Origin of the sequence: Cohnella yongneupensis (assembly GCF_042655785.1) — a bacterium.
Taxonomy (GTDB): domain Bacteria; phylum Bacillota; class Bacilli; order Paenibacillales; family Paenibacillaceae; genus Cohnella; species Cohnella yongneupensis.
Genome location: NZ_JBHSNC010000057.1, coordinates 230,324 through 249,326, shown reverse-complemented (window position 1 = coordinate 249,326; position 19,003 = coordinate 230,324). Strand labels below are relative to the sequence as shown.

The 19,003-nt window shown below is 54.7% G+C and carries 17 protein-coding genes; 1 reads left to right on the top strand and 16 read right to left on the bottom strand.

The window, feature by feature from the left end:
* Position 1: 1 nt before the first annotated feature.
* The 5 genes from pgeF to spoIIGA form a co-directional block, all read right to left on the bottom strand.
* The gene (pgeF, locus tag ACFPQ4_RS22475) at positions 2-829 is read right to left on the bottom strand and encodes a peptidoglycan editing factor PgeF (protein ID WP_378114165.1); all 828 of its coding nucleotides are present in this window, start codon (positions 827-829) and stop codon (positions 2-4) included.
* Positions 830-882: 53 nt separating this feature from the next.
* A complete protein-coding gene (locus ACFPQ4_RS22470) occupies positions 883-1,164 on the bottom strand; it encodes a YlmC/YmxH family sporulation protein (protein ID WP_378114164.1) in 282 nt (93 codons plus the stop codon).
* 129 nt (positions 1,165-1,293) lie between these two features.
* Positions 1,294-2,076 (bottom strand): RNA polymerase sporulation sigma factor SigG, encoded by a 783-nt coding sequence (sigG, locus tag ACFPQ4_RS22465; RefSeq protein WP_378114163.1) that lies wholly within the window; start codon positions 2,074-2,076, stop codon positions 1,294-1,296.
* A gap of 123 nt (positions 2,077-2,199) precedes the next feature.
* The gene (gene sigE, locus ACFPQ4_RS22460; RefSeq protein WP_378114162.1) at positions 2,200-2,922 is read right to left on the bottom strand and encodes an RNA polymerase sporulation sigma factor SigE; all 723 of its coding nucleotides are present in this window, start codon (positions 2,920-2,922) and stop codon (positions 2,200-2,202) included.
* Positions 2,923-2,938: 16 nt separating this feature from the next.
* A complete protein-coding gene (spoIIGA, locus tag ACFPQ4_RS22455; protein WP_378114161.1) occupies positions 2,939-3,901 on the bottom strand; it encodes a sigma-E processing peptidase SpoIIGA in 963 nt (320 codons plus the stop codon).
* Positions 3,902-4,229: 328 nt separating this feature from the next.
* On the opposite strand from spoIIGA, the gene ACFPQ4_RS22450 reads away from it, so the two are divergent.
* On the top strand, positions 4,230-5,138 hold the full coding sequence (locus ACFPQ4_RS22450) for a transposase (RefSeq protein ID WP_378114514.1): 909 nt from the start codon (positions 4,230-4,232) through the stop codon (positions 5,136-5,138).
* A 353-nt stretch (positions 5,139-5,491) separates the two neighbouring features.
* Here ACFPQ4_RS22450 and ftsZ read toward each other — a convergent pair whose 3' ends face one another.
* The 11 genes from ftsZ to ACFPQ4_RS22395 form a co-directional block, all read right to left on the bottom strand.
* A complete protein-coding gene (ftsZ, locus tag ACFPQ4_RS22445; protein ID WP_378114160.1) occupies positions 5,492-6,658 on the bottom strand; it encodes a cell division protein FtsZ in 1,167 nt (388 codons plus the stop codon).
* Positions 6,659-6,709: 51 nt separating this feature from the next.
* Positions 6,710-7,951, bottom strand: a complete 1,242-nt coding sequence (gene ftsA / locus ACFPQ4_RS22440) for a cell division protein FtsA (RefSeq protein ID WP_378114159.1) — start codon at positions 7,949-7,951, stop codon at positions 6,710-6,712.
* Between the two features lie 192 nt (positions 7,952-8,143).
* A complete protein-coding gene (locus tag ACFPQ4_RS22435; RefSeq protein WP_378114158.1) occupies positions 8,144-8,938 on the bottom strand; it encodes a cell division protein FtsQ/DivIB in 795 nt (264 codons plus the stop codon).
* Positions 8,939-9,020: 82 nt separating this feature from the next.
* Positions 9,021-10,295: a UDP-N-acetylglucosamine 1-carboxyvinyltransferase gene (gene murA / locus ACFPQ4_RS22430; protein WP_378114156.1), complete on the bottom strand. Its 1,275-nt coding sequence runs from the start codon at positions 10,293-10,295 to the stop codon at positions 9,021-9,023.
* Positions 10,296-10,311: 16 nt separating this feature from the next.
* Entirely contained in the window at positions 10,312-11,217 is a 906-nt protein-coding gene (gene murB / locus ACFPQ4_RS22425) for a UDP-N-acetylmuramate dehydrogenase (RefSeq protein ID WP_378114513.1), read from the bottom strand.
* A 149-nt stretch (positions 11,218-11,366) separates the two neighbouring features.
* Positions 11,367-12,476: an undecaprenyldiphospho-muramoylpentapeptide beta-N-acetylglucosaminyltransferase gene (gene murG / locus ACFPQ4_RS22420; RefSeq protein ID WP_378114155.1), complete on the bottom strand. Its 1,110-nt coding sequence runs from the start codon at positions 12,474-12,476 to the stop codon at positions 11,367-11,369.
* A 5-nt stretch (positions 12,477-12,481) separates the two neighbouring features.
* Positions 12,482-13,579 (bottom strand): stage V sporulation protein E, encoded by a 1,098-nt coding sequence (gene spoVE / locus ACFPQ4_RS22415; RefSeq protein WP_378114154.1) that lies wholly within the window; start codon positions 13,577-13,579, stop codon positions 12,482-12,484.
* Between the two features lie 45 nt (positions 13,580-13,624).
* On the bottom strand, positions 13,625-15,061 hold the full coding sequence (gene murD, locus ACFPQ4_RS22410; RefSeq protein ID WP_378114153.1) for a UDP-N-acetylmuramoyl-L-alanine--D-glutamate ligase: 1,437 nt from the start codon (positions 15,059-15,061) through the stop codon (positions 13,625-13,627).
* Position 15,062: 1 nt separating this feature from the next.
* Entirely contained in the window at positions 15,063-16,028 is a 966-nt protein-coding gene (gene mraY / locus ACFPQ4_RS22405) for a phospho-N-acetylmuramoyl-pentapeptide-transferase (RefSeq protein WP_378114152.1), read from the bottom strand.
* Between the two features lie 4 nt (positions 16,029-16,032).
* Positions 16,033-17,457 carry a UDP-N-acetylmuramoyl-tripeptide--D-alanyl-D-alanine ligase gene (locus ACFPQ4_RS22400; protein WP_378114151.1) on the bottom strand — a complete coding sequence of 475 codons (1,425 nt, stop codon included), beginning with the start codon at positions 17,455-17,457 and terminating at the stop codon, positions 16,033-16,035.
* Positions 17,457-18,944: a UDP-N-acetylmuramoyl-L-alanyl-D-glutamate--2,6-diaminopimelate ligase gene (locus ACFPQ4_RS22395; RefSeq protein ID WP_378114150.1), complete on the bottom strand. Its 1,488-nt coding sequence runs from the start codon at positions 18,942-18,944 to the stop codon at positions 17,457-17,459. The genes ACFPQ4_RS22400 and ACFPQ4_RS22395 overlap by 1 nt, the downstream gene beginning before the upstream one ends.
* Positions 18,945-19,003: the final 59 nt, after the last annotated feature.

Here is a 19,003-nt window from a genome sequence, read left to right as displayed (position 1 = left end):
TTCACCTCGTTTTCCTTCCGAGCCAGCTCATCATTCGCCCGGTGTTGCCGTTCTCCATCCGATGAGAGAATAACAGATCTTTGCGGCAACCCGTGCACCATAATGTCATTTCGATGTTGCTCGGCAAAATTCCTGCTTTTATCATAAGATGTCGGTTCAATAGTTTCAAGTCCAGTCTAGCTCGTCCATCGCGAGCGGGCATGACAATTCGCTCCGCCGACGCTTTTTCGCCGTCTTCGAACAGCGTATTCACGACCGGCCGGACGTGCCGGAGCACGGCTTCGTCCACCTCATAGCAGCATCCGCCGATCGACGGACCGATCGCCGCGCGAACGTTTGCGGGCTCCGCGCCGAACGCTTCCGTCATTTTCCCAACCGTTCGCGAGGCGATATCGGCGACAGTCCCTTTCCAGCCGGCATGGGCTAAACCGAGACTTTGAGTATGGGGATCATAGAAATATAACGGAACACAATCCGCGTAAAACATCGCCAAAAGGACGTCCGGCAAATTCGTCACTAACGCGTCCGTATTTTGAATCGCGCTGTCGCGATCGTATCTTCCGCTGCCTACGTCTTCCCGCGCGATTACTTTCACATCGTTGCCGTGCACTTGCTCGGCGCATGTCCAGACTTCGAATGACCAGCCGAGCATCTGCGCGATTTGTTTACGGTTCGCGATTACGGAATCCGGGTCATCTCCGACGTGGAGCGCCGTATTGCTTGCATGCCTCGTCGTGAATCCCGCGGTGATGCCTTCATCGGCGCACCAAGACTGCAACATCAACAAAGCATCGTTCGCGTCTTCCTGCCGCAAAACAAAAGGTTCCATGAGGGAACACCTCCCAAAGCACAGTGTACCATAGCTGCGCTCAGGACACGAAGCTATCTAGCGAGATGCTGATCCCCGTCTTCCAACCGGTATGTTACCTTGGCGTCATCCAGACGTACCAATACGACGTCGGTGCCTATTTTCACGATATTCCGCCATGGAATGATGACATCGTTTCCCCCTCCGAACATGCCGAACAAGCGGGTCGACGTCGGCACGACGATCGCATCGATTCTTCCTTGACGCAGATCAAGCTCGAGATCGCTCACTTGCCCAAGCTTTTTGCCGTCTACGATGTTGATGACGTCCTTCGTCTGGAAATCGGATATTTTCATGCGCTCACGCTCCCCGTAGGCCGGGCTTCGCACCCTATAAATCAATATATGAGCCGCGCTCCCCGAATTGTCTCGCCCTACCAAAAAAAGGTGAAGCCACTTGGCTCCACCTTTCGCAACAAACCGTTATTAAGTTTTTACGTGTTTCTGCATTTGCTGAATCGCCGATTTCTCAAGCCGAGAAACCTGCGCTTGCGAAATGCCGATCTCGTCGGCTACTTCCATCTGGGTTTTCCCTTCGAAAAACCGCATCGATAAAATCATTTTCTCGCGTTCGTTCAGCTTTCGCATCGCTTCTCTGAGCGCGATTTCTTCGATCCACTGAATATCCTTGTTCCGTTCGTCGCTAATCTGATCCATAACGAAGATCGGATCGCCGCCGTCATGATAGATCGGTTCGAACAACGACACGGGATCTTGAATCGCGTCTAGCGCGAAAACAATGTCCTCTTTAGGCACATTCAGCACTTCGGAAATTTCCAAAATCGTCGGCTCTCTGGCATGTTGATTGGTCAATTGGTCCCTCACCTGCAACGCCTTGTAGGCAATGTCTCGAAGGCTCCGCGATACTCGAATCGGATTGTTGTCACGTAAATATCTCCGGATTTCGCCGATGATCATCGGAACCGCGTACGTGGAGAAGCGTACGTTCTGTCCAAGGTCGAAATTATCGATCGCTTTCATGAGACCGATACAGCCGACTTGGAACAAGTCGTCCACGAATTCCCCCCGATTATTAAACCTCTGAATGACGCTCAGCACGAGCCGAAGGTTGCCATTCACTAATTTTTCCCGGGCCGTTATCTCTCCACGTGTTTGCAGAGCTAGAAATAGTTCCCTCATTTCGGCATTAGTCAGAACGGGCAGCTTTGAGGTGTCCACTCCACAAATCTCCACTTTGTTGCGGGTCAAGGCAATTCCTCCCGGGGAGCAGCATTAATGTAAAGTATCTCCGGCAAGGGGGTTTTTATTCCGCAAAATGAGACTTCGCCCGCTAGTGGTAAATGAGTGAAAAGATCGAATTTTCGCTAAAATTCACACCATTTTGTTAAATTCCTTACGCAGCCGCTTAATTATTCGCTTTTCCAGACGGGAAATGTACGATTGGGAAATGCCCAGCAAATCCGCGACATCCTTCTGCGTTTTCTCTTCCCCGTCGGCGAGACCGAACCTTAGCTCCATAATCGTCCGCTCCCGGTCGCTTAGTTTATCCAACGCTTTATGGAGGAGCTTGCGATCGACCTGTTCCTCGATATTGCGATAGATCGTGTCGTTCTCAGTTCCGAGCACGTCGGAGAGCAACAACTCGTTACCATCCCAATCGATGTTCAGCGGCTCGTCGAAGGATACTTCCGTGCGCGTCTTGCTATTGCGGCGCAAGTACATCAAGATTTCGTTCTCGATGCAGCGCGATGCGTAAGTCGCTAATTTGATCTTTTTGTCCGGATCGAACGTATTGACCGCTTTAATGAGTCCGATTGCGCCGATCGAAACAAGGTCCTCGATATGAATGCCGGTGTTCTCGAATTTGCGGGCGATATAGACGACAAGCCGCAGGTTGCGCTCGATAAGCATCGCTCGGATCGCGGCATCGCCCGTATTCAGCCTCTCCAGCAAATACTCTTCCTCTTCACGGCTCAGCGGTGGGGGCAATGCCTCGCTCCCGCCGATGTAATACACTTCTTCGCTCTTCCAGCCAAGCAAGAACAGCAGGCGGTAGAGCGTCAGTTGGGACTTTAGTTTCAAGTTCACGAGCATTTCTGCAATCCTCCTGTCAGGCTGGCTGAGATGGCGCCGACGCTTTAGCGTCCGCTTGCGCCAGGTCGGGATGGACGATGGCACGGTAACTGGCATCCGATGACAACGTTCCGCCGTCCAATCCGATCAATACGCGTACCGACGTCAATGGGGTTTGCCCTTGATGGGTAAGGGTAACCGAATCTGGCTTAAAACCTAACATTAGCTTCGGGCTTCCGTTAACGGCCCGATAAGGAATCAGCCGAAGCCGATGGCTCCATGCGAACGGCTCGGGATCGTCCGTGCCGAGCTCGGCGACCAAGCTGTCCGCCGATTCGCCCTTTAGCCGGTCGCACCATCCGGCCGGCAACTGTTCTTTCCACACGCTTGCTTCCATGATCATGACAGGCGTTCTCGTTAACGGCTCGTACAACCGGTTGCCCGTATCCAAAAGCCCTCTGACCGTCCAAGTTCGACCTTCCACCCGCACTTCGACGTCCCAGATAAGCGCCTCTACGTTTTGCCGCTTGCGGCGCGTCTCCGACGTTCCGTGGAACAACCATACGGACAACAAGAACGTCGTCACGAATAGACCAAGCTGCATTTGCCATTGCAAGGCGATGCCGCCGTCTTGCGTAACCGACATCCCTCCCCACGGCGTATCCGATGACCTAATCAAGTAGCTTAAGCCGATAACGCCGCCGAGCGTCGCGAAATTGACCGTATAGAAAGCGCCGATGTTGCGTAATAGTTGCATAGGGCCACCGTAACCGAACGTCAGGAACACCATAGCTAGCGATACGAGCACTTTGCCTGCGAAAGAGTACAGAAACGGAACACTCGTCAAAAACATTGAAGCCGCATAAATCGCCCCGAGTACGGCTGCGCCGATTACCCGGGATTTCGCGGGGTAGATCCGCCTTACTTTGGCCGTTAGTAAAAGTACGATTCCGTCAACCGCTAGATTAGTGAAAAACACGAGATCCACGTATACGACCATCTGGAACCCCCATCCTTGTTCGCCCGGAACTTCCGCTTTCCATGTAGGCCGGGATGGATGAAATCAGTATAATCGCTTTCAAATAAGGTGTCTGTCAAACCATGCCGGCCTTTCCTTCATTTTTTTGTCGACATAGGTATCCCTTTCGCTCAGTCCGGATTCAGGCGCGTCACGTTCTCTTTTAACCTCCTTTACAACGATATCCCCTTCGCTCAGGCTGGATTTGGGTTAGTATAATATTCCATAAAATCGTTGATATAAGAACGTATGTTTGCTATAATCTAAACAAGAACACATGTTCGAATTTAAGGAGTTGAACGCCTTGGACATGACTTACGAAGCTTTTTGCAGCTCTTTCGAGACAGAGGAAGATTGCATGCAAGCGTTATTCAAAGTCAAATGGCCGGATGGCTTTCGCTGCCCGATCTGTTCGAATACGAATTGCTACGTAACTTCGACTCGCCGTCTTCCGCTGTACGAATGCGCTAGATGCAGAACGCAAACTTCCCTCATCTCCGATACCATTTTCCGAGGTTCACGCACGCCTCTTCGATCATGGTTTCGTGCTATTTTCCTACATACGCAATGGAGAGGCATCAACGCGCTCCAGCTGTCGGAAAAAATAAATGTCTCGTACAAAACTGCGTGGTTGATCTGCCACAAAATTCGCTTTGCCATGAGCCAGTCGGATGCCGAAAATCTGCTAAGCGGAATCGTTCGCGTGTCGGATGCGATCCTGTATAGACGGATTATTCCGCCGCGTAATTTTCTTGAATTCGAGCAACCCGTATTTGTCGGTTCAATGGAAGATGAGCACGGTGAAATAACACGTTTTAAAATACGAGTCTCGCCTCGATCGTTGCGGAAAGATCGTCATAGTTCTCCCGACGCTTCATCGTTCATTCAGCAAGTTGTAGTTCCAACCTCCATACCCGGTACCATCGTCACGAAGCGCCACGGCAAGGAAGTTAACCGCGAACTAAGATGGGTCTGCAGAGACGCGGAAAGATGGATGGCGTCCAAGTTCCGCGGCGTCGGATTAAAACATCTGCAAGTCTATCTTGATCATTATTGCTACATAGATAGTAGACAAGAAGATTCCTCGATCTTTATCGATTTGTTGCGTGACTGCGTGCGTCGGGTCGGTATTAACTACCCTAAGTTAACGGGTACACTTAACCGTCGCTCATCCAGACCGGTCAGGCAGAAGCATGCTGCAATTGCTCTTGTCGGGTAGTCGCTTTTTTGCTGACCCACGCCTATTTCTTTCCCCTTGAATAGCCCTACGTACCTGAAATAGGTGGTAGGTGGAAATCGTTGCAAGTGGATTCCTTGTTGCCATTGTTTCGTTTCCTGAGCAGTGGGGATTTCGTTGTAAGGGGAGTTCCTGTGTTGTTGCCCCGTTCCTGAGCGGAGGGGATATCGTTGTAAAGGGAAGTTAAGAGGACCTAGCCGGGTAACAGATAGGCGGATTGGGTGCGTAAATCTAAGCGAACCGGTGCGCTACCTGAGCGACAGGGATATCGATGTCGTGTGGAAAATTAAAAAGCCCCGATCCCATAAATGGAATCGGAGCTTGAGGATTACAAATTAGCGGTCGCGACGGTTACGCAGGAACGCTGGAATGTCCAGTTGGTCGCTAGACAAATTTTGCGTTCCGAACGGACGAATGTTATTCCCGTTCGTACGGGAATCGTTCGCGCTTGTCGTCGGTTCTGCAGCTTGTTGCGCCTGGTGTTGAGGCTGAGGCGCTTGATGTTGATGCTGCTGCGGCAAACCCGGCGATGGACGACGAGACGCGTTGCGGTGCTCAAAGCCTGTCGCGATGACGGTGACTTTGATCTCGTCCTTCATGTTGTCGTCGATGCTTGCGCCGAAGATCATGTTAACTTCCGGATCGGAAGCGGAGATGACGATTTCGGCAGCTTCGTTGACTTCGAACAGCGACAGGTTAGAGCCGCCCGTAATGTTCATGATGATGCCGCGCGCGCCTTCGATAGAAGTTTCGAGCAGCGGGCTCATGATCGCTTTACGCGCTGCATCCATGGCGCGGTTCTCGCCCGTAGCGGTTCCGATGCCCATCAGAGCGGATCCGCGTTCGGTCATGATCGTCTTGACGTCGGCGAAGTCCAAGTTGATTAGGCCTGGTACGGCAATCAAATCGGAAATGCCTTGCACCGCTTGACGAAGGACGTTATCGGCTTCGCGGAACGCCTCCACCATCGGAGTCTTCTTGTCGACGATCTCCAGCAAGCGGTCGTTAGGAATAACGATCAGCGTGTCTACTTTTTCTTTGAGAGCTTCAATCCCGAGATCCGCTTGCATAGAACGCTTACGGCCTTCGAAAGTGAACGGACGCGTAACGACGCCTACGGTCAGCGCGCCGCATTCTTTAGCCAGTTCCGCGATGACAGGAGCCGCGCCGGTACCCGTACCGCCACCCATACCTGCCGTAACGAATACCATATCAGCGGTTTTCAGCGTGTTCGTAATGAATTCGCGGGATTCCTCAGCGGCTTTCTTGCCCACTTCCGGATTAGCTCCGGCGCCGAGACCGCGGGTTAGCTTGTCCCCGATCTGAAGCTTTTGTTCGGACTTCGTTAAGTGCAACGCTTGCGCATCTGTATTTACGGTAATGAACTCGACGCCTTTGACGCCGGTCTCGATCATCCGATTCACAGCATTACTACCACCGCCACCTACACCGATGACCTTAATTTTAGCGAGCGGTTCCATTTCAAAATCAAATTCCAACATAATTCCTAACTCCTCCTCGCTTCGTGCGCATGGTTCCTCGTAAGCGGCGGCTTAAATAAATTCCTTGAACATGTTTTTGAACCATTCAACAATGCCAGGTTTGGACGCCGTGCTTCCGGTCGTTTTCGCTTTGCTCGGGCGCTTAGCTCCCGTTGCGCCACGCGCGCGGACATGTTTGCTTACATACTGAATCATGCCGACGCCGCTGCTGAATGACGGGTCCCGAACTCCGATATAATCGGGAACGGCTACTCTCACATTGGACTCCAGCTCGAGTTGGGCCAAAGGAAGAACGCTTGGCAAGGAAACGGAACCGCCCGTAAGCACGTAACCGTTGATCTTATCAAGGTACCCTAGACGCTTCACTTCTTGTCGGATCATTTGGAAAATCTCTTGCATGCGAGGCTCGATAATGTTGGCGAGATCAAGCTGCGAGAATTCCTTTTCCATATTGCTTCCGACTCTCATGACTTTAAACTTCTGATCGTCCGCGGCATCTTCGATCCGCGCGCAACCATACTTGAGCTTGATTTTCTCGGCATGCTCCGTCTGGGTCTTAAGTCCGTAGCAAATATCGCTCGTCACGTAATCCCCGCCGATCGGCAAAGTAGATACCGCCGCCAAACTTCCGCCTTCGAAGATCGCAAGCGTAGTAGCGCCAGCTCCGACATCGGCAAGAACCGTGCCCATCATCTTCTCGTCTTTCGTTAGCGCCATCATGCCCGATGCCAAAGACATCAGGATGACACCGGAAATACGCAGACCTGCTTTCTCCACGCATCTCATCAAGTTATGTATCGCTGCTTTTGTACCCGTAATGATCGTGCATTCGACTTCCAGACGAACGCCGATCATGCCCCTCGGGTCTTGAATGCCCGACAGGCCGTCAACCAAATACTGCTTCGGCACAAGACCGATAATTTCCCGTTCAGGAGGCAAAGCGACGACTTTAGCCGCTTGCAGAACCCGTTCGATGTCTTCTTCGCCGATTTCCCGATCTTCGTTGGAAACGGCTACTACGCCGTGATTGCTTTGCAATGCGATGTGATTGCCAGCGATCCCGACATAAACCTCGCTTATTCCGATACCGACCATACGCTCTGCATGGTCGACGGCATTACGGATGGATTGCACGGTTTGGTCAATATCTACAATGGCTCCCTTACGAATTCCATCGGAATCCGCGGATCCTACGCCAATGATGTTAATGGCCCCGTTGCTGATCTCCCCGATAATCACCCGGATTTTCGAAGTTCCAATATCCAGGCTGACGATGAGGTCATTGTTGCTCAACCGGTGGCACCTCCCGTAGATCAATGAAAAAATAGCTGCATACTAGGGATGCTTCCTACTACATATTCCACATCCGTGAGGTTTTCCCTCTTTTTTCAACAATTTTTTTGATTATTCGTCAAGGGTGCGAAAATCATGAAAATACGAATCTACCCTCTTCACCCATAAATGAAATTCTAGCATTCTTTTTGATTATTGAGTAGAGTCCTTTTCCTTAATATTATCGGCTTCTTGCGTCTCATTGTTTGCATTTTCTGCCGAATAGGGCAAATAAGTGTCCGCCTCCAGCATAACGACCTTGCCGGGCTCGCGATTTTGTACAATGTCGCTAAGATAGGATATTTTGTCAGGAAGTTTACCTATGGTCGTGACGATCTCGAACCTCGAACGCGTGAACAACGTGATTCTATCGGCATAGGCCGTCGACGGATCCGGATGAATTTCGGAAAGATCCGACAGCATATACGGCGGCAGGCTGCTTAAAATGCGGCACAGCGCGATCAAGTTCGGGTCTTTCGGCTCCCACCCGGACAAGATAGGCTTGTCCGGCAGCTTGCCTTCGCGCAGCGGCAGGATTAGTCCGTTAGCCAGCACGGAAAATACTTTCCCGTCCGCGGACAGCTGCACGGCTACTTCCGGATACTCGCTAACGGTGATGCGGAGCACGCCGGGAAATTTTTTGCTGATCGAAACCGACTGAAGCGGTTCGAGTTTGGCGACCCGAGCTTTAAGCTCGCTCGCTTTCGGGAAGAAGAACGAGTCTCCCGTCTTCACGTCGAGCACCTGCTTCACTTCGTCTTGGCTTAGATAGGACGTTCCTATCACTTGGATTTCCGAATATTTCGACAAGGACGAACGGAAGAACAATACGACGATAATGCTGACGACGATCGCGAATACGAGCCACAACAGCACTCTCTTGCCTCGGCTTGTCCGCTTTTCCCCTTCCGCCTTCAAAGCGGGAATACGTTCGATTCGTTCGTTCACTGCTCGTCCTCCCACTTTCCTGTTCGTAACAAAAAAGCTCCCCCGCCGCTTCGTTAACCGCTTCGGCGGGGAACGCTCTATTTCAACTGAATACTTTGCTTGAATTAAGTTCTCTGACAATGTTGCCGCCGATTCGCCGGAACATCTCTTCGATCCGGTCATAGCCCCGATCGATGTGATGCACCTGCTCGACGACCGTACGGCCCTGCGCGGCTAAGCCGGCAATGACGAGGGCGGCGCCCGCCCGAAGGTCGGTAGCTTCCACGTTCGTTCCGTACAGCTGCGGCACGCCGCGAATGAACGCATTGTTCAAGTCGACCCGAATGTCCGCGCCCATGCGGCACAATTCCTCCACATGCTTGAACCGACCTTCGAAAATCGTCTCTTTCATGACGCTCACGCCGTCCGATAAAGCCAATAGAGTCATGACCTGCGCCTGCAGATCCGTAGGAAAAGCCGGATACGGCGACGTTACGATACGCTCTACGGCCTTAGGCCGAGTCGTCGCGCCGACTTTCATTATATCATTGCCGATATCGATTTGAACACCAGCGCGCCGCAGCGCGTGGATGAGCGACGTAAGATGATCCGGGCGGGTGTTTTCGAGCGTCACTTCGCCCCGCGTAGCGGCAGCGGCGACCATGACGGTTCCCGATACGATACGATCGGGTATGACCTCGTAATCGCAGCCGTCAAGCGATTTGACGCCGTCGATCGTAATGATGTCGGTACCCGCGCCTTTCACTTGCGCGCCCATCTCGTTCAAAAATTGCTGCAAGTCTTGAATTTCCGGTTCTCTCGCAGCGCCGACTATCGTCGTACGGCCCTGCGCCAGCACCGCAGCCATCATGATGTTCTCAGTCGCCCCGACGCTAGGGAAATCCAATATGATTTCCGCCCCGGTCAGCTTGCGAGCCGTGCACACGATGCGACTGCCCTTCTCTCTTATGTTGGCGCCTAACGCCATTAAACCCCTCAAATGCAAATCGATCTTTCTCTCGCCGATGGCGCAACCTCCGGGTTGATAGAGCTGCACTTCCCCGAAACGGGCGAGAAGCGGTCCCATCAAAAATACCGAAGATCGCATTTTCCGCATCAGCGTCTCCGGAATGTGAGAGGATGTTGCAGCCGCCGGCTCGACGGTTACCACCGTATCCTGATGTCGGGCTCCGCACCCGATATCCCGCAAAATGTCCAGCATCACTTCGATGTCTAGCAGTCGGGGAACGTTGCGGATCGTCACTTTACCTTCCGCGAGCAAGCTGGCAGCCAAAATCGGCAATGCGGCGTTTTTGGCTCCGTGGATACGAATGGTGCCCGAAAGCGGTTGACCGCCTTCAATCACCAAATTGTCCAAGGGTTTCACCTCCGGGTTACCGCTCGCCCATCATGAGAACCTCCGGTACTAACTTTACTCCGTTTTGTTGTTCGATTATTGTTTGGACTCGTCGCATGAGGGTGAGCACGTCCTCAGCCGTCGCACCACCGTGGTTAACGATGAAGTTGGCGTGCACTTGGGATACTTCCGCCGCACCTTCGCGCAGCCCCTTGAGCCCGGCCGCTTCGATCAGCCTCGCGGCGAAATCGTTCGGCGGGTTTCGGAATACGCTGCCTGCGCAAGCCATCTGAAGCGGTTGCGTCCGGCGGCGGCGGTCTTTGAACGTTGCCATCGCCGCGGCGATTTCCTTGCGGTCGCCGCTCTCCAGCGCGAATACGGCGCGAACGACGATGCCGCGTCGTTCGTGCAGGATGGAGTGGCGGTAAGAGAAGCTCATCTCTTCATTCCCTAGTACAGACCGACTTCCGTCTTCCCAGATGATGTCGGCTGACTGTAAGATACGTGAAATATCCGAATGATGCGCGCCGGCGTTCATGTATACGGCACCGCCGACCGTTCCGGGAATTCCTCCCGCGAATTCCAGACCGGTCAACCCTTCTTTGCCGACCATTACCGACAGCTTGATGAAGGAATACGAAGCGCCTGCAGTCACCGTATTCCCTTCGAAGTGCACGTCGTCGAAGCGATCGCCTAGCTTAATGACGGCTCCGCGAACCCCTTTATCGGATACGAGCGTGTTGGAGCCCCGACCGAGAACGCACCAAGGAACCCCATGGCGGTGCAGAAGCGCCAGCGCGCGCGACAACTGCTCTTCGTTCTCGGGGATGAGAAGCAAATCGGCGGGTCCGCCGATTTCCCAAGTCGTATATTTGGCGAGCGGTTCATTGACCCGCACGCGGCCGATTTGAGCTTCTTCCAGCTCCGAGATCAACTGCTGCATCATAACTTCCTCCTTGCGCGTCCTACAGGGCTGTGCCACTGTCGATAGCTTCCGGCGCCTTGCATTCGGCTGTCACGATCACGCTGTATCTTATGACAGGTAGGCAAGGGTGGTGACAATCGCCTAGTCGGCGCCCTGTTAGGCGCGCACTATGTTCTCCGGGTAATCCGGTTCATTTGCGTAAGTATCGTTTGCGCGGCGTTCGGCATGCCTAGCTTGCGGGATGCTTGCGCCATCGCGTTTCTTCTCGCCGGATCGCCCATGATCGAAGCGATGCGGGCGAATAATCGTTCTCCGGACAAGTCCGATTCGAGCAGCAATTCCGCCGCGCCTCTATCCGCTAGACTTTTAGCGTTCGCTTCCTGATGGTTGTTCGTTACGTTGGGCGACGGAATCAAGATCGCGGGAATGCCGAGCGATGTGATCTCCGCAATAAAAGAAGCGCCCGCGCGGCCTACGAACAGAGACGCCGCGGATAGCACTTCAGGCATATTGTGAATATACGGGTACAAATGCACCCGGTTCGAGACGACGGGCAATAGCTTCTTCGCTTTCGCCTCCGTCTCTTCGTAGAATCGTTCGCCGGTGACGAATACGAAGTGAACTTTGGAAAGTTCGGGAAGAAACGGTATCATTTCCGCGATCGCGTCATTGAGCGCCCGCGCTCCTCCGCTGCCGCCGGCGACAAGCACGAAAGGTTCGCCGTTCGTTAAACCGAGCGAAGCGAATCCTTTGCCGGGGTTCGCTTTCATCGCGGTCGAGGCGCACGGATTGCCCGCATGCACCACGTATGGGCACCGGGCGAACTGTTCCACCGATTCCGCGAAACTAACGGCAACCGCGCTAGCATACCGAGAAAGAAATTTATTCGTGAGACCGGGAGCGACGTTCTGTTCATGGATAAGCGTAGGGATGCCGAGCTTCGAAGCCGCATATACGACCGGTCCGCACACGTAGCCGCCGGTACCGATGACGACATCCGGCTTGAACCGCCGAAGCAGCACTTTGGAGCGTTTGACGCCATTCACGAAACGAATAACCGTGCGCACGTTGTCCCACGTTAGCTTTCTCCTGAAACCGGAAACGTCGATCGCTTCGAAAGCAATGCCATGCTGCGGCACGATCCGGTTCTCCAGCCCGCGACGCGTCCCGATATAGAGCAAGGACGAATTCGGATGGTCGTCCATGACCGCGCGGCCAATCGCAAGCGCCGGATACAGATGTCCGCCGGTTCCTCCTCCGGTCAGCACGACGCGCATGCGCATCACCTCGCGTAACGGGATAGGTTAAGCAAAATGCCAAGCGCTGTCAACAACAGCGTAAGGGACGAACCTCCATAACTCACGAGCGGCAACGTAATCCCCGTAACCGGCAAAACCCCGATAACGACGCCGATATTAATAAGCACTTGCACGGCGATAATGCCCACGATTCCGGAAGCGAGCAAGCTCCCGTATGGATCCGTTATCGTAATCGCGGTTCTCATGCCCCGCCAGATTAGCAACAGAAACAGAAGAAGCAGCAACGCGCCGCCGATAAACCCGAGCTCTTCGGCAAGGATGGAAAAGATGAAATCGGTTTGCGGCTCGGGCAAATAGTTATATTTCTGCCGGCTGAGCCCAAGCCCGAGCCCGACTAATCCGCCCGGTCCGATCGCGTAAAGCGATTGTATCGATTGGTAGCCCGCGCCGAGCGGGTCTTGCCACGGATCGAGGAACGCCGTAATCCGCTGCAGCCGGTAGGGCGCCGCGGCGATCAGTCCGACGAGCCCGAAAACCCCGACGAGCCCGAGAGCGCCTAAATGGGCGAGCCTAGCTCCGGCTACGTATATGACGAGCAACGACGCGCCGATCATGACGGCGCCGGTACCGAGGTCCGGTTGCAGCATGATTAACGCGAAAGCGATGCCCATAATGCCTAGCGGAGGCAATAAACCGGTCGTGAACCTCGTAATCTGATTTTGCCGCTCGGAAAGCAGCTTGGCTAAGAACAACACCATCGCGAGCTTCATGAATTCAGAAGGCTGGATACCGAAGGAACCAATGCCCAGCCAACTGCGGGCGCCGCCGCGCCAGACGCCCAGCCCCGGAATCAATACAATGATAAGCAGGCCGAAGCAAAGCAACACAGCAGGAATCGCCCATTTGCGCCATTGCGTATACTCGACGTTCATCGTGACGAACATCGCGGTTACGCCTAGCACCGCGAATATCAGCTGCCGCTTGACGTAATAGAAAGCGTCCCCGTAGTCATGAAATGCGGCGACCGCGCTTGCGCTGTACACCATGACCACGCCAATGGCCAATATGCCTATTATAGCGGAGATCATCCACAAATCGGGAACGGAACGGGTTTTGGCCATGAACCGGACACCTCGAAGATAGCAGAAGTAGGGACAAGCCCCCTTCTACAACGTATGCGCCGATTGCTTAAACATGCGACCTCTCGTTTCGTAGGAAGGGAACATATCCCAACTCGCGCAGGCCGGCGACAGGAGAACGATATCTCCCGGCGAAGCCATCGCCGCGGCTTCCTCTACGGCTCTGCGAACGGTGCTTTCGGCGTCCCCAATAGGTTCGACGAGTTTGACCGCCTCTAAACCGGCTAAAGACGCTATTCGCCCTAGCTTCTCTCTCGTCTCCCCGATCGCGACGAGCCCTTTGAGCCGATCGCGGAATACCGGAACGAGCTCCATATAATCCGATCCCCGATCCAGACCGCCAGCGATAAGGATTAGCGGGGCGGGCAACGATATAATCGACATCGTCGACGCCATCGGATTGGTCGCTTTGGAATCGTTGTAATACTTGACGCCTTGAATCAAGCCGACGTACTCCAACCGATGTTCGACCCCGCGGAAATCGCGCAGCGCCTGAACGAGCTGCTCGGGCTTAGCGCCCGCGGACAACGCGATGGCGATCGCGGCAAGCGCGTTCGCCGTATTGTGCCGGCCGGGAATGCCGAGCTCGTCGACGCGAATGACGCGTTGTTCCCCGCCTTCGGCCGTTCGGCTGACGATCCATCGTTCGGCTTCCGTCTCGCCCTCCGCGCCAGGCTTAATGTCAGCATACGGCGGTTCGACGGATACACCTGCAGGTAATCGTTGCGTCAAAGAAAACGGGACGCGCTGCGCATGAATAGATTCGGCTATCCGCGCGCACGTCTCGTCGTCCGCGTTGTAGATCGCCACATCGGTCTCCTGTTGGTTATCGAACAATTTCGACTTCGAACCGACATAATCCTCCATGTCCCCGTGATAATCGAGGTGGGTTTCCGCTATGTTAAGCAGACAACCGATCCGCGGACGGAAATCCGACGTCCCTTTCAGCTGAAAGCTGCTCAACTCGGCGACGAGCCAGCCGTCAGGGTCTACTTCCTTCACCGCGTCGCTAAGCGGGCGGCCGATATTGCCGGCGACGAGCGGTTTAAGTCCCGCAGCTTCCAGCAGGACGCCGGTCAGCGTAGTCGTCGTCGTCTTTCCGTTGGAGCCGGTAATCCCGATGATCGGCGCAGGGGAAAGCTGTCCCGCCACTTCGACCTCGCTGACGACTTCAACGCCGAGCTGCTGCGCGACGACTACGGGATCAGCCGTGTACGGAATGCCCGGGTTTTTGACCAAGAGCGCGGTTTCCGCGTTAACGAGCCCCTGCGGATGTCCGCCGCACAGGACAGAAATGCCCAAAGCCGTTAATTCGTCGGCTTCGGGACATTGCTCGCGCTCTTTGCGATCGTTCACTACGACATCCGCGCCGATGCCGTGAAATAGCTTGGCTGCGGCGACGCCGCTTCTCGCTAAGCCCAGGACGACGACTTTGCGTCCCCGATAGCTCGATAGTTCCTTCATATCACGATAGCCCCTTATACAGAATCAACCCGACGCCCGCGAGTACTAAGCCGACGAACCAGAACGTCGACACGATCTTCCACTCCGACCATCCCGACAGCTCGAAATGATGGTGGATCGGACTCATTTTGAATACACGTTTGCCGCGCGTTTTGAACGACGCTACTTGAATAATAACCGAAAGCATCTCGATAACGAACACGCCGCCGATGATGAGGAGCAGCAGCTCCGTCTTCGTCAAAATGGCGACCGCGGCGATTCCTCCGCCAAGACCGAGCGAACCGGTGTCGCCCATGAAAATTTTCGCCGGATGCGCGTTGAACACGAGAAATCCGAGCACCGCGCCTACCGTGGCCGCGCAGAACACCGCCGCTTGAGGCTGCGTCGCTTCGACCGCGATAATCGCGAACGCGCCGAACGCGAGCGCGCTTGTCCCGGATAACAACCCGTCCAGCCCGTCCGTGAAGTTAACGGCGTTGCTGGCTGCGAAGAACATGATGACGACGAGTGCGTAGTATCCCCAACCTAGCTCGAGCGACCAATCCGCTCCCGGGAAAGAGATCGCCGTGCTATGGTCCATTTTGTGAAGCAGCACGCAGAAAATAATCGAGAAAAGCAGTTGGCCGAACAGCTTTTGTTTCGCCGTTAAACCGAGGGAGCGTTTGAACGCGATTTTGATATAATCGTCCAAAAATCCGACCAATCCGAAGCCTAGGCAAGCCACGATGAGCGACCAATACTCCAAGCCCCGATCGGCGAACTTCAAGAAGGCGAGAGTCAGGGCGACGAGGATGATAATGCCGCCCATCGTCGGCGTTCCGGTCTTCTTCAAATGGGATTGCGGTCCGTCGTCCCTTACTTGTTGTCCGAACTTAAGTCTTCGCAGTAACGGAATGAACAGCGGGCCGATGAGCACCGCGAGCACGAAGGAAACGCCTAACGTCCAGAAAATCGATGTATAGTCCATGCGGTTAACTCCTTTCCCCTCCGTTAAGCGCGGCGACGACCTCTTCCATTCTCATCCCCCGAGAGGCTTTGACGAGGACGAGATCCTCAGGCGCAAGTTCCGCCAGCAAGCGGTCGATCAATGCGTTCTTATCGTTAAAATAAAGCACGCGGTCCGCGGCGAAATGCCGCTTGGCCGCATCGTTAGTATGCGACGACAACGGGCCGTACAGCAGCACGCGGTCGGTTTTGTCCATCGTTAAGTAGACGCCGATTTGCGCGTGGAACGCAGCCTCGTCCGGCCCCAGCTCGAGCATGTCTCCGAGCACGATCCACTTATTGCGATAGCCTGTCAGCCCGGCGACCAAGTCTATAGCCGCCTTGACGGAAGTCGGGCTTGCGTTGTATGCGTCGTTCAGCACGACCGCTCCGTTGCTTGCTAGGCTACGCTCGATTCTCATGCTCGTCGGCTTTACGGATTGCAAGCCTTGCGCGATTTGCGCGTCGGTCAAACCGAACCGGCGACCAATGGCGATCGCGGCTAGCGCGTTAATGGCATTATGACGGCCCGGAATAGGCAGCTCGAAACGGATGCCGGGAGCGTCTTGCACCGTAAAAGAAGTTCCTTCCGCCGATACGTCGATGTTGCCGGCGACGAGCGCGCAATTATCCGTCTCGCCGTAGGTTAAGAAGTTAATGCCTCTAGCGGCGAGCGCCGCACTGTCAGCAATCGCAGCCAATTCCTCTGCGATGAGCGGTTCTTGGCCATAATAGGTCAGCATGCCGCCCGGCTTCATCCCGGACAAAATTTCCAGCTTGGCGCGGGCGATATTCCGCCTCGATCCAAGCTGCAACAAGTGGGATTCCCCGATATTCGTAATGACCGCCGCATCCGGTTTGGCCAGCTTGGACAGCAGTTCGATTTCCCCGAACTCGCTCATCCCCATCTCGAGGACGAATAGCTCCGTGCGTTCCGGCGCGCTCAAAATCGTTAACGGCATCCCGATATGATTATTATAATTGCCTTCCGTCTTATGAACGCGGAAGCCCGTGCCGAGCACCGCGGCGAGCAGGTCCTTCGTCGTCGTTTTGCCGTTGCTTCCCGTGACGCCGACGACTTTAGCTTGCGTATGCGACAAATAACCCGCCGCCAACGCCTGCAAGGCGCCTATGACGTCCTCGACGAGTATTAGAGGCAATTGCGACGCGTCGTCGGGCTGCGGTCTGTCGCTCTCCCAGAGCGCCGCCGCCGCGCCGGAACGATAAGCCGCTGCTAAGTAATCGTGCCCGTCGACTCTTTCGCCTATGATCGGAACGAACAGATGTCCCGGCGCAACCCGCCGGGAATCGGTAGATACTCCTGTAAGTTGAATGCCGTCCGCATGCCCGGACAGCCGTGCAATCGCGCTGCTTCCGCACCAATCGGCTACTTCCCGTATCGTTGCTTGCATCAGTTGCTTCGACTCCTTATCGCTTCTTTCGCTACAAGACGGTCGTCGAATTCGTAGGCGACGCCGTCGATCAATTGGTAGGTTTCATGTCCCTTCCCCGCAATCAATACTACATCGCCGGGGCTTGCCATTTCAACCGCTTTTTCGATCGCGGCGCGCCTATCGGGCACTAAGACGTATTTTTCCCGGGGGACGGACGCAGACAAAAGTCCCGATTCTATGTGTTGCATAATAAGATACGGATCTTCCGTGCGAGGATTATCGCTCGTCACGATGACGGCGTCCGCATACTCCGCGGCGATTCGCCCCATGATCGGACGCTTCGCCCGATCGCGGTCTCCGCCGCAGCCGAACACGCAAATGACGCGTCCGTTGGCCAGTTCCTTTACCGTCCGCAGCACGTTCTCCAGCCCGTCCGGCGTATGCGCGTAGTCGACGATGACCGCATAGGCTTGCCCAGCGTTAACGGGCTCTACGCGGCCAGGGACGCCGGCTATCTGTTCCAGGCTACGAACGGAATCTTTCAGCTCGATCCCCTCGCAAATTGCCGCCCCCAGAGCCGCCAGCGCGTTATATACGTTAAACTTGCCGACGAGCTTCAAGTTGACTTGACGACTACCCCAGAACGAGTCGAGCTTGAACGAAGTCCCCCTGGCGGAAATGGTCACCTGCGACGCCCGAAGCTGAGCATCGTTGTCGATCCCGTAGGTTATCGTCTCCGCTGCGGTCATCTTAGCGAAATTCGAAGCGACGGGATCGTCGACGTTCAATACGGCGAACGTGCGCTGCTTCGGATCGTCAAAATACACGTTACCCAGCCGTGAGAAGAATAAGCCTTTGGCACGCTCGTAGGCGTCCATCGAGCCGTGATAGTCCAAATGATCTTGCGTGAGATTCGTGAATACCGCCGTGCGGAACCGGCAACCTTTGACCCTGCCTTGTTCGAGCGCATGTGAGGACACTTCCATGATGCAACGATCGGTCCCCGCGTCGACCATCGATTTGAAAATTCCTTGCAGCTCTAGCGCGTCCGGAGTCGTTCCCGACATCGGATAGTGATTGCCGCCGTAGCGAGTCTCGATCGTCCCGATGACGCCGGGCTTCCCGCCCGCGTCCGCTAGTATTTTCTCGATCAAATACGTCGTGGTCGTCTTCCCGTTCGTGCCCGTAACGCCTATCGGTCTCAACCGATGGGAAGGCCGGCCGTAGTAATGATCGGCAAGCATCGCCAACGCCTGCCTCGTGTCCGGAACGATCAGCTGCGTAATCGCTAGATCGAGCTCGCGGGCCGTGACTAGTGCAGCCGCACCGCGTTCGATCGCTTGAATCGCGAAGCGGTGGCCGTCGTCCTTGAACCCGGGCAAGCAGAAGAACAAGCTGCCTGCCTGCGCAAGGCGGGAGTCCGAGGCGAGACTAGTAATGTTCGCCGCAGGATCTCCGATAATACTCCGAATTAACAATTGACTAGCCAATTCGTTCAAACGCACGAAGATCACAGCTCCCCTCGACTGATGATCCCTAGCAAAACCATTATCGACGAACATCC